The organism is Agrobacterium sp. T29 (assembly GCF_006970545.1).
In the GTDB taxonomy this organism is placed as follows: domain Bacteria; phylum Pseudomonadota; class Alphaproteobacteria; order Rhizobiales; family Rhizobiaceae; genus Agrobacterium; species Agrobacterium leguminum.
The window spans coordinates 2,575,941-2,587,377 of record NZ_CP040640.1 but is presented as its reverse complement, the minus strand read 5'-3'; the positions used below and the strand labels follow the sequence as shown (position 1 = coordinate 2,587,377).

The following is an 11,437-nucleotide window of genomic DNA, read 5'->3' as shown; positions in this document are numbered from 1 at the left end:
ATGGGAAACAGCGAACAGTCACTGGAAAGCACGCGTCAGCGTCTGGACAAGTGGCTGTTCTTTGCCCGCATGGCCAAATCCCGTTCGCTTGCCCAGAGCTACATTCAGTCGGGCCACGTCAAGGTCAACGGCATTGCCATTCGCCAGTCCAGCCATGTGGTGAAGGCGGGCGACAGGCTGGAGATCGACTTCGAGCGGATGGACAAGGTGCTTGTCGTCAAGTCCGGCGGAACACGGCGTGGACCCTATGACGAAGCCAGACTTCTCTATGAAGACGAGACGCCGCCACGGGAACCTTCCGACAGGCTGACACCTCTCGAGCAGGCGTTGCGCCAGCCGGGCAGCGGGCGTCCCACCAAAAAAGAGCGCAGGGCGCTCGACAGATTTCTGTCTGACAGCGACGGAAGCAAAGATTAGAATAAACCTCCGGGTCGCACCCCTTTTTCAGAATTGTTTATCCTTGCTATCTGTAAGCAAAGGCATTACGTCACTTGCGAAATTGCCCTGTCTGAATTCCGGGCGACGGCTTGTGTTCCGAAGCCCACAGACCCGGCCTGCATATTCTGGAGTTCATCATGACATATGTCGTGACCGACAATTGCATCCGCTGCAAATATACCGATTGCGTTGAGGTCTGCCCCGTCGACTGCTTTTACGAGGGTGAAAATTTCCTCGCGATCAATCCCGATGAATGTATCGATTGCGGTGTTTGCGAACCGGAATGTCCCGCCGAAGCCATCAAGCCCGATACGGAGCCGGGTCTCGACAAATGGCTGAAGCTCAATGCCGAATATGCGGCAATCTGGCCTAATATCACGATCAAGCGCGACCCGATGCCGGAAGCCAAGGAAATGGACGGTGTCGAAGGCAAGCTCGAGCTTTATTTCTCCGCCGAGCCCGGACAGGGCGACTGAGTTTTTACGGCCTGACCGCGAAACCATGATTTAAAAAGCCCTCGCAGCAGCAGCGCGAGGGCTTTTTGCTGGGCCTCATCCGCCGCGGCCGGATTGCAGCGTGGTCGACAGCAATGTCAGAAGGGCCACGCTTTCCTCCAGGCTTTGCCGCTGACGGCTTTGCAGGATAGCGGCCTGCAGACGGTTCATCTCGCGGGCGATCGCCGCTGGCTGCCAGGTTCGCAGCGCTCTTTCGATGATGGGTTTTCTGCGGAAATGGATGTGGCGTCCAAGTGTCTGCATGACCTGACCGGCCTGCAGTTTTTTCTCATCCATTTCGGCCCGCATCTGGTCGAGCAACTGGAATTGCTTGAGGCACCCCTGGAGCACAAGGAAGATCGGGGTCTTCGAAGAGACGATCTTCTGCGTCGCGTGGAAAAAGGCGTTTCTGTCGCCTTTCAGAATGGCGTCGACGGCATCGTCTGCGGAAACCGTGCTGGCATCACCGATGATCGCCAGCACATCGTCTTCCTCGACCACGTCGGCTCCGCGGCAATAGAGCGCCAGCTTGCGGATTTCGTTGCGCGAGGCGATGCGGTCACCACCCAGGGATTCGATTAGCCTCTGTCTTGCGGCTGGCGCAATGCGCAGATTATCGGCGGAGAGTTCCTGATCGATCAATGCGTTCAATGAGCGCGCATCGTCGGCATAACAGGGAATCGCAGCGATGGAGCGCGCCGGTTCTGCGATCTTGCGCAGTCCCGTACCCTTCTTGATGTCGCCTGCTTCGATGATGAGGAAGCTCGCTTCCGGCGGGGTCTCGGCAAGAATCTGCAGCGCATCCACCAGCGCCTTTTCGGCCGCAGCACCTTTGACCCAGACGAGTTTTTCGCCGCCGAAAAGGCCGATGGCATTCACCTCGTCGAGCAGACGGCCGGGGTCGCCCTGCAGATCGGATGCGGTCAGTTTCAGCGATGCGAAAGCGTCATCGGGATCGATACCGGTCTTTTTGGCGATGACGCCTGCGCGTTCCGACACGAGACCGCGATCCGGGCCGTAAAGGACGAAAACGCGAAAGCGCTCCGCCGGATTTTCGGCGAAGCGCTCAAATTCATGGGATTTTATCTCCGTCACGGCCGCCGCTCTCAGCGGCCGAGCGTGGCGGCGATATCGGTGCGGATGATTTCAGCCAGTTCCCGGGCCGCACGGTTCTCGGCGTCGCGGGTTGCCCTGATCTTGGCAAATTCCTGCTGCGGCAGGTCCACCTGCGCCGTCACACTACGCCGTGCAGAGCGCAGGATTTGACCGTCGGAAACGCGTGTCAGCACGTATTGACCGCTCATCACGACACGACCGGGGTAGGGGCCATCGTAATTGTTGTTCGCGCGGGTCGTCAGGTCGTAATTCTGCACTTCCGTTGACGTGGCGCTCGAGCTTACGGAAACCTTGACGTTATATTGCGCCGTAGCGGGTTCGCCAGCGCCGCCGGACATCAGAAAGATCAACTGGTTGCGGACTTCCTGCCCGACTCTGCCGCCGGTCTCGGAGACGCTGACGGCCGCCAGCCTCTCCTTGGTTCCGGAAGCCTCGCCATAGAGCGGGCGCACCTGGCAGCCTGCCAGAAGACCAGCCATCGTCACGACGGAAATCGCTGCCGCGACGCGGCCCCATCTTGAAAAAACGTCAGACAACAATGTTCACAATCCTCTGCGGAACCACGATGACTTTCTTGGGCTCGCCACCGGCAAGAATGGATTTGACGGCATCCAGCGCAAGGGCGGCCGTTCGGACCGCATCTTGATCTGCATCGCGCGCGATTGTCAATTCGCCACGCTTCTTGCCGTTGACCTGCACGGGCATGACCACATCGTTTTCCTCGACCAGCGAAGCGACGAAGCTTGGCCATGGCGTCTGGGCCACAAGGCCCTCATTGCCCAGTGCGGACCAGCATTCTTCCGCCAGATGTGGCGTCATAGGGGCAATGATGCGGATGAGGATTTCGACGGCGTCGCGCGCGGCCGCCTTGACGTCCTCAGGCTTGCCGCCAGAAGCAACATCGGCAAGCGGACCGGCCAGCGCATTGACCAGTTCGTAGATGCGGGCGATGGCCTTGTTGAAGGCGAGCTTGTCCAGGTCTTCCTGAACAGCCTTCAGCGTCTTGTGGGCCGCCTTGGAGGCCGCCAGCCCTTCGCCTTCGGTCGCAGGCTTCGGCTGGACGGTTCTCAGTTCTTCCGCCGCTTCGCCGATGATGCGCCAGACGCGCTGGACGAATCGGTTTGCGCCTTCCACCCCGGCTTCGGACCAGATGACGTCACGATCGGGCGGAGAGTCCGACAGCACGAAGAAGCGTGCGGTATCGGCGCCGTAGGATGCGATGATGTCATCCGGGTCAACCACGTTCTTCTTCGACTTCGACATCTTCTCGATGGAGCCGATCTTCACCTCTTCGCCGGAAGAGAGCAGGAATGCGCGGCGCGTGCCGTCGTTTTCCTCGATCCTGAGTTCGGCCGGCGGCACCCATTCGCGTGCGGTGCCTTCGCCGCGGCTATAGGTCTCGTGCACCACCATGCCCTGCGTGAACAGGCCCTTGAAGGGTTCCTTGACGCCGACATGGCCGGTTTCGCGCATGGCGCGGGTGAAGAAGCGCGAATAGAGCAGATGCAGGATCGCGTGCTCGATGCCGCCGATATACTGATCGACCGGCAGCCAGTGGTTGGCGACCTTCGGATCGGTTGGTGCGTCTTCCCACGGCGCGGTGAAGCGCGTGTAGTACCAGCTGGAATCGACGAAGGTATCCATCGTGTCGGTTTCGCGACGCGCGTCATGGCCGCATTGCGGGCAGGAGACATGGCGCCAGGTGGGGTGCCGGTCCAGCGGGTTGCCGGGCACATCGAACGTCACGTCGTCGGGCAGCTTGACCGGCAGGTCCTTTTTCGGAACCGGTACGACGCCGCAGACTTCGCAATGGATGACCGGGATTGGGCAACCCCAATAACGCTGGCGGGAAATGCCCCAGTCGCGCAGGCGGAAATTGACCTTGCGCTCGGCCTGCGGCGTGTTGCCCAGCGTCTGCGCAGAAAGCTTCTGCGCCATCGCCTCAAAGGCGTCAGCCGTCTTCATACCGTTCAGGAAGCCGGAATTGATCATCACGCCGTCATCGGTGAAGGCGGTATCTTCGATGGTGAAGTTTGCGGCATCCGGGCCTTCGGGTGCGACGACGGCCACAACCGGCAGGCCGTATTTGCGGGCGAAATCCAGATCGCGCTGGTCACCCGACGGGCAGCCGAAGATCGCGCCGGTGCCATAGTCCATCAGCACGAAATTGGCGACATAGACCGGCAACTCCCAGCTGGGGTCCAGTGGGTGCACGACCTTGACGCCGGTATCGATACCCTTCTTTTCAGCCGTTTCGAGTGCTGCGAGCGAGGTGCCATGGCGGCGGCATTCGTCGCAGAACTCGGCAATCGCCGGGTTGTTCGCGGACAGTTCTCTCGCCAGCGGGTGGTCGGCGGCGATTGCCAGGAAGGAGGCGCCGAACAGGGTGTCCGGGCGTGTCGTATAGACGGTGATGTCGGAGAAACCTTCCGGCGCCGTGTCGGCGACGGTCTGCCAGCGCAGCGACAGGCCTTCGGAGCGACCGATCCAGTTCTTCTGCATCAGGCGCACTTTTTCCGGCCATTGGTCGAGCGTATCCAGCTCGTCCAGCAGGTCCTGGCTGAAATCGGTGATGCGGAAGAACCATTGCGTCAGCTCGCGCTGTTCGACCAGCGCGCCGGAGCGCCAGCCGCGGCCGTCGATCACCTGCTCATTGGCGAGAACCGTGTGGTCGACCGGGTCCCAGTTCACTTTGGACTGCTTGCGGTAGACCAGACCCTTTTCCATGAAATCGACGAACAGCGCCTGCTGGCGGTGGTAATATTCCACGTCGCAGGTCGCGAATTCGCGGGTCCAGTCCAGCGACAGGCCCATGGACTTCAGCTGGCCGCGCATGGTGGCGATGTTCTGGTAGGTCCAGTCCTTCGGGTGAACCTTGTTCTGCATGGCGGCGTTTTCGGCAGGCATGCCGAAGGCGTCCCAGCCCATCGGGTGCAGGACGTTGAAACCGCGGGCGCGCTTGTAGCGGGCGACCACGTCACCCATGGCATAGTTGCGGACATGGCCCATGTGGATGCGTCCCGACGGATAGGGAAACATCTCCAGAACGTAATATTTCTCGCGCGGATCGCTGTTGTCGGTGACGAAAACCTTGTCTTCGTTCCATTTCTGCTGCCAGCGCGGCTCGGCGTCGCGAGGATTGTAACGTTCGATGGCCATTGTTTAGAATTCCGGGTATCGAGGGGAAAAATTTGCGCTGACCTTCACCATGAAACGACCGGGGCGTCAAGTTTGGCGGGGCATTCGGGCGTTCAATCTTGGCCAGCGTGCCTCAAATGGTGCTAAACCCGCTTGGCATCAAGGCAATCGGCGTCTAGTTAGCGTTGCGAATGGTTCAAATGAAGGTCTTGTGATGGAAATCGAAGCACGTCTTGAGGATGTCAGGCAGCGCATTGCCGATGTTGCGGAAAAATCCGGACGCAAGGCGGCGGATGTTCCCCTCGTCGCGGTCTCGAAGACCTTCGAGGCGGAGGCGATCCAGCCGGTCATAGATGCGGGCCAGCGCGTGTTCGGCGAGAACCGCGTGCAGGAGGCGCAGGGCAAGTGGCCAGGCCTTAAAGAGAAGACGCCTGATATCGAGTTGCATCTGATTGGCCCGCTACAGTCCAACAAGGCGGCGGATGCTGTGGCACTGTTTGATGTGGTGCAGAGCGTCGACCGCGAAAAGATCGCCCGCGCGCTTGCCGAGGAATGCGGCAAACAGGGCCGCAGCCTTCGTTTTTATGTGCAGGTCAATACAGGGCTTGAGCCGCAAAAGGCGGGCATCGATCCGCGTGAGACAGTTGCATTCGTCGCTTTTTGCCGGGATGAGCTGAAATTGCAGGTCGAAGGACTGATGTGCATTCCGCCGGCGGATGAAAATCCGGGTCCGCATTTTGCGCTTCTGGCGAAGCTTGCCAAACAATGTGGGCTTGAGAAGCTTTCCATGGGCATGTCGGGCGATTTCGAAACTGCCGTGGAATTCGGTGCGACGAGTGTCCGTGTAGGCTCGGCGATCTTCGGTACGCGATAAGGCTGCAAATAAAAAACCCGGCGCTGAGGCCGGGTTTTCAAACTCTAAAAGACGTTCGATCAGTAGTGATCGTCCTCGTCTTCGTCCTTCTGCGTAGACTTCAGCGAGCTGAGCTTCCTGAAGACCGCATCGGCGTCGATCTGCTCGTCTTCCTCGCGCTGGAAGCTGTAGTCCAGACCTTCCGTCGCCGTTGCCGGCTGCAGCGTATTGTCGAGTTCTTCCGCGGTCGGAAGCGGACGGCCGCGCGAGGCGCGTTCGACTTCGAGGTCAAGATCGATCTGGCTGCAGAGGCCGAGCGTCACCGGGTCCATCGGCGTCAGGTTGGCCGAGTTCCAGTGGGTACGGTCGCGAATCTGCTCGATCGTCGACTTCGTGGTGCCGACGAGACGCGAGATCTGCGCATCCTTCAGTTCCGGGTGGTTGCGAACGAGCCAGAGAATGGCGTTCGGACGGTCCTGGCGCTTGGAAACCGGGGTGTAGCGGGGGCCGCGGCGCTTGGATTCCGGCACGCGGACCTTCGGTTCGGAAAGCTTGAGCTTGTGGTTGGGATTGGCTTCGGCGCGAGCGATCTCGTCGCGGGAGAGCTGTCCGGTTGCAATCGGATCGAGACCCTTGATGCCCTGTGCGGCTTCACCGTCGGCAATCGCCTTGACTTCGAGCGGATGCAGTTTGCAGAACGTGGCGATCTGATCGAACGACAGCGCGGTGTTGTCAACCAGCCATACAGCCGTAGCCTTTGGCATGAGCAATTGTTGAGCCATAGATACAGTCCTTCTGTCCGTCCGCGCCGGTGTCGCGGGCCGTGGGTATCAACCACTAATTTCCGGGATATGGGGGTTCTATAGCCGCATTGCATCAGAATTGCAATTCTTTGCGAAACAAATGACCTTTGTCTAATTGCCGTGCGGATTTGAACTGCTATGAATTCAACACATGCCTGAGGTGGGAGTCTCGGGCCACGTTAAAAGCCATATCGGTTCCAGGAGGAGTTCATGTCTGCCAAAATCTACCCGGTTCTCAAATCGGCGAAGGCCCGCACGCTCATCGATAATGAGCGTTACCAGAAATGGTATCAGGAGAGCGTCGAGGATCCGGAAAAGTTCTGGGACAAGCACGGCCGGCGGATCGACTGGTTCAAGCCCTATACCAAGGTCAAGAACACGTCCTTCAAGGGCAGGGTGCCGATCAAGTGGTTCGAGGACGGCCTGACGAACGTTTCCTATAACTGTATCGACCGGCACCTGAAGACTCATGGCGAGCGCACGGCGATCATCTGGGAAGGCGACAATCCCTATATCGACAAGAAGATCACCTATAACCAGCTCTATGACTATGTCTGCCGTCTGGCGAATGTGCTGAAGAAGCACGGTGTCAAGAAGGGCGACCGCGTCACCATCTATATGCCGATGATACCCGAGGCGGCTTACGCGATGCTCGCCTGCGCCCGCATCGGCGCCATCCATTCCGTCGTGTTTGGCGGGTTCTCGCCGGAAGCGCTGGCGGGCCGCATCGTCGATTGCCAGTCCACCTTCGTCATCACCTGCGATGAGGGCGTGCGCGGCGGCAAGCCGATCCCGCTCAAGGAAAATACCGACAAGGCGATCGATATCGCCGCCAAACAATATGTCATCGTCAACAAGGTTCTGGTGGTGCGCCGCACCGGCGGCAAGACTGGCTGGGCGCCCGGCCGCGATATCTGGTACCATCAGGAAATCGCCACCGTGAAGCCGGATTGCCCGCCGGTGAAGATGCGGGCGGAAGATCCGCTTTTCATTCTTTACACGTCAGGCTCCACCGGCAAGCCGAAGGGCGTGCTGCACACAACGGGCGGCTATCTCGTTTATACGTCGATGACGCATGAATATGTCTTCGACTACAAGGACGGTGAGGTTTTCTGGTGTACGGCCGATGTCGGCTGGGTCACCGGCCATTCCTATATCGTCTACGGGCCGCTTGCGAACTGCGCGACGACGCTGATGTTCGAAGGTGTTCCCAATTTCCCGGATCAGGGCCGCTTCTGGGAAGTCATCGACAAGCACAAGGTCAATATCTTCTACACCGCGCCGACGGCGCTCAGATCGCTGATGGGGGCGGGCGACCAGTTCGTCCAGCGCTCCTCGCGCGAGAGCCTGCGGCTTCTCGGGACGGTCGGTGAGCCGATCAATCCGGAAGCCTGGGAGTGGTATTACCATGTGGTCGGCGAGGACAAGAGCCCGATCGTCGACACCTGGTGGCAGACGGAAACCGGCGGCATTCTCATTTCGCCGCTGCCGGGCGCGACCGATCTGAAACCCGGTTCGGCCACAAGGCCGTTCTTCGGCGTGCAGCCGCAGCTCGTCGATGCGGAGGGCAATGTGCTGGAAGGACCAGCCGACGGCAATCTCTGCATCATCGATAGCTGGCCGGGCCAGTCGCGCTCCGTCTATGGCGATCATCAGCGCTTTGTCGATACGTATTTCTCGACCTACAAGGGCAAGTACTTCACCGGAGACGGTTGCCGGCGTGACGAGGACGGCTATTACTGGATCACCGGCCGCGTCGATGACGTGCTGAACGTTTCCGGTCACCGCCTTGGCACGGCCGAGGTGGAATCGGCGCTGGTGTCGCATCACCTCGTTTCGGAAGCGGCCGTGGTGGGTTACCCGCATGCCATCAAGGGACAGGGCATTTATTGTTATGTCACGCTGATGGCGGGCCAGAATGGCGACTATGCGCTGCGCGAGGAGCTGGTGAAGCACGTGCGCAACGAGATCGGACCGGTTGCGACACCTGACAAGATCCAGTTCGCGCCGGGCCTGCCCAAGACCCGCTCCGGCAAGATCATGCGGCGCATCCTGCGCAAGATCGCCGAGGACGACTTTGGTGCGCTGGGGGATACGTCGACGCTCGCCGATCCGGCGGTGGTCGAAGACCTCATCGCCAACCGGCAGAACCGCACGGCGTGATCTTTTGGAAAGGCTGCTTCGGCAGCCTTTTTTCTGTCGGCTATTTTCACAAACAAAAACACCCGGAGGCGGAACCTCCGGGTGTTTTTAATTGTATCCGGTAAGGATTACTGGCCGCGGATCTTCTTCAGGTCCGCCAGAACGGCGTCGACGACGTCGGCGCCGATTTCAGCCTTGTGCTTTTCGTAGACGACCATCGACTTTTCGCGGATACGGGTCTGCTCTTCGGCAGACAGCGTGTTCACTTCGAGGCCGGCAGCCTTGATCTTTTCCAGCGACTTCTGGTTCAGTTCGCGGATGACCTTGCGCTCTTCGTCGCGGCCGACGACTGCGCATTCACGCAGGGCGGCCTGTTCTTCGGGCGTGTAGCTGTCGAAGATCGGCTTGGAGAAGAGGAAGAGGAACGGCGTGTAGGCGTGGTTCGTCTCGGTGATGTACTTCTGCACCTCGTAGAACTTGGAGGTGTCGATCGTCACATAGGGGTTTTCCTGCGCGTCGATCGCGTTGGTTTCAAGCGCCGAGAAGACTTCGCCGAAAGCCATCGGTGTCGCGTTGGCGCCGAGGTTCTGGAAGGTGTCGAGGAAGATGTTGTTCTGCATCACGCGGACCTTGAGGCCCGAGAAATCTTCCCACTTGTTCACGGCATGCTTGGAGTTCGACAGGTTGCGGAAGCCGTTTTCCCAGTAGGCCAGGTTTACGAGGCCCTGTTCTTCCAGCTTCTTGTTCATCATGTCGCCGAAGGCGCCGTCCATGACGGCATCGGCTTCCTTGGCGTTGGCGAAGAGGAACGGCAGGTCGAAGACGCCGAGCGACGGGATGAGACCGACGAGCGGCGACGAGGACGTCACGACCGCTTCCTGAACGCCGGAGCGCAGGGCCTGCGTCGCCTGAAGGTCACCGCCGAGAGCGCCGCCCCAGAATGCCGTCAGCTTCAGCTTGCCGCCGGACTTGTCGTCAAGGCAGGCCTGCATGGCCTTGATGCCGTTGCCGACCGGATGATCCTGGTTGATGCCGTTCGAAACGCGGATATTGCGGCTGTTGAATTCGGCCATTGCCGGAGCGGCGGCGCCAACGGCGAAAGCGATGGCCGTGGTGGTCAGAAGAAGCTTTCTCATAATATCCTCCCTTGGATTGTTTGCGAGAAGCAGGTTGAATTAACGAAGATACTGCAGCGGTACGAGGACGATGTCCGGGAAAATCACCAGCAGCGCCAGTACGATGGTTTCAGCAACGAGGAACGGCCAGACGCCGACCGTGACCTTGCCGAGCGGGATGCGGCCGACGCCGCTGACGACGTTCAGCACCACGCCAACCGGAGGGGTAATCAGGCCGATGGCGTTGTTGATGATGAAGAGAACGCCGAAATAGACCGGGTCGATGCCCGCCTGTTTGACGATGGGCATCAGAACAGGCGTCAGGATCAGGATGGTCGGCGTCAGGTCGAGTGCGGTTCCGACAATGAAGACCAGCACCATCATCGCGGCCATCAGAAGCATCGGGCGGTCGATCAGCGGCTCGATATAGCCTGCGACTTCGTTCGGAATGTTCGCTGCCGTGATGAGCCATGCGGAGACAAGTGCCGCGCAAACCAGGAACATGATGATGGACGTGCTCTTGGCGGCGCGCAGAAGCACGTGGAACAGATCCGCCGGTTTCAGTTCGCGGTAGATCACCATACCGACGAAAAGCGCGTAGACGGCCGCAACGACGGCAGCTTCCGTCGGCGTCATGATGCCTGCCTTGATGCCGCCGAGAATGATGACAGGCATGCCGAGCGCCCAGCCGGCGCGAGCAGTGGCGGTCAGACGTTCCTTGGCGGAGGTCTTCGGCAGCGGCTTGACGTTATCCTTACGGACCACGATCAGCCAGGCGATGATGAGCGATGCACCCATCAGAATGCCGGGAACGATACCCGCAAGGAAAAGCTGGGTGATCGAGACGTTGGCGGCAACACCGAAAACGATGAAGGCCATGGATGGCGGGATGACCGGGGCGATGATGCCGCCTGCGGCGATGAGGCCGCCGGAGCGCGGAATATTGTAGCCGGCCTTCGCCATCATCGGGATGAGGATTGCGGCAAGGGCTGCGGTATCGGCTGCGGCCGAACCGGAAATGCTGGCCATGATGATGGCTGCAACGATGGCCACGATGCCGAGACCGCCACGGATATGACCGACGAGTGCGATTGCAAAGTCGATGATGCGGCGGGACAGACCGCCGGAATTCATCAGTTCGCCAGCCAGAATGAAGAAGGGGATGGCGAGCAGCGTGAAGGTGTCCGCGCCCGAAATCATGTTCTGGGCGATGATCGCGGTGTTGAACATGCCCATGTACCACATGAGCACGACGCCGCAGAACATCAGCGAGAACGCGACGGGAACGCCAATCGCCATGGCTCCCAGCAGAGAGCCGACAAAAACGAGAAGTGTCAT

General features: G+C 59.8%; 10 protein-coding genes. 4 read left to right on the top strand and 6 right to left on the bottom strand.

The genetic code is table 11. From position 1 onward, the window contains the following. Positions 1-417, top strand: a complete 417-nt coding sequence (locus tag FGF54_RS12950; protein WP_142779878.1) for an RNA-binding S4 domain-containing protein — start codon at positions 1-3, stop codon at positions 415-417. Between the two features lie 158 nt (positions 418-575). After that, positions 576-914, top strand: a complete 339-nt coding sequence (fdxA, locus tag FGF54_RS12945) for a ferredoxin FdxA (RefSeq protein ID WP_003520294.1) — start codon at positions 576-578, stop codon at positions 912-914. Positions 915-989: 75 nt separating this feature from the next. Here fdxA and holA read toward each other — a convergent pair whose 3' ends face one another. From holA to leuS, 3 genes are read right to left on the bottom strand one after another with little or no spacing between them, the layout of a single operon-like run. Further along, positions 990-2,027 (bottom strand): DNA polymerase III subunit delta, encoded by a 1,038-nt coding sequence (holA, locus tag FGF54_RS12940; protein WP_003520295.1) that lies wholly within the window; start codon positions 2,025-2,027, stop codon positions 990-992. An 11-nt stretch (positions 2,028-2,038) separates the two neighbouring features. Further along, positions 2,039-2,584, bottom strand: a complete 546-nt coding sequence (lptE, locus tag FGF54_RS12935; RefSeq protein ID WP_161987770.1) for an LPS assembly lipoprotein LptE — start codon at positions 2,582-2,584, stop codon at positions 2,039-2,041. Then, positions 2,577-5,207: a leucine--tRNA ligase gene (gene leuS, locus FGF54_RS12930; protein WP_142779877.1), complete on the bottom strand. Its 2,631-nt coding sequence runs from the start codon at positions 5,205-5,207 to the stop codon at positions 2,577-2,579. Before leuS ends, lptE begins: the two co-directional genes overlap by 8 nt. Positions 5,208-5,400: 193 nt before the next feature. Here leuS and FGF54_RS12925 point away from each other — a divergent pair, with 193 nt between their 5' ends. Beyond that, positions 5,401-6,060 carry a YggS family pyridoxal phosphate-dependent enzyme gene (locus tag FGF54_RS12925; RefSeq protein WP_168208089.1) on the top strand — a complete coding sequence of 220 codons (660 nt, stop codon included), beginning with the start codon at positions 5,401-5,403 and terminating at the stop codon, positions 6,058-6,060. A gap of 59 nt (positions 6,061-6,119) precedes the next feature. Here FGF54_RS12925 and FGF54_RS12920 read toward each other — a convergent pair whose 3' ends face one another. After that, a complete protein-coding gene (locus tag FGF54_RS12920; RefSeq protein WP_168208088.1) occupies positions 6,120-6,821 on the bottom strand; it encodes a DUF1013 domain-containing protein in 702 nt (233 codons plus the stop codon). Positions 6,822-7,052: 231 nt separating this feature from the next. Here FGF54_RS12920 and acs point away from each other — a divergent pair, with 231 nt between their 5' ends. Beyond that, positions 7,053-9,005: an acetate--CoA ligase gene (gene acs / locus FGF54_RS12915; RefSeq protein WP_080852976.1), complete on the top strand. Its 1,953-nt coding sequence runs from the start codon at positions 7,053-7,055 to the stop codon at positions 9,003-9,005. Between the two features lie 107 nt (positions 9,006-9,112). Here acs and FGF54_RS12910 read toward each other — a convergent pair whose 3' ends face one another. After that, positions 9,113-10,120: a TRAP transporter substrate-binding protein gene (locus tag FGF54_RS12910; protein ID WP_080815532.1), complete on the bottom strand. Its 1,008-nt coding sequence runs from the start codon at positions 10,118-10,120 to the stop codon at positions 9,113-9,115. Between the two features lie 39 nt (positions 10,121-10,159). Continuing rightward, on the bottom strand, positions 10,160-11,437 hold the full coding sequence (locus tag FGF54_RS12905; protein ID WP_035265222.1) for a TRAP transporter large permease: 1,278 nt from the start codon (positions 11,435-11,437) through the stop codon (positions 10,160-10,162).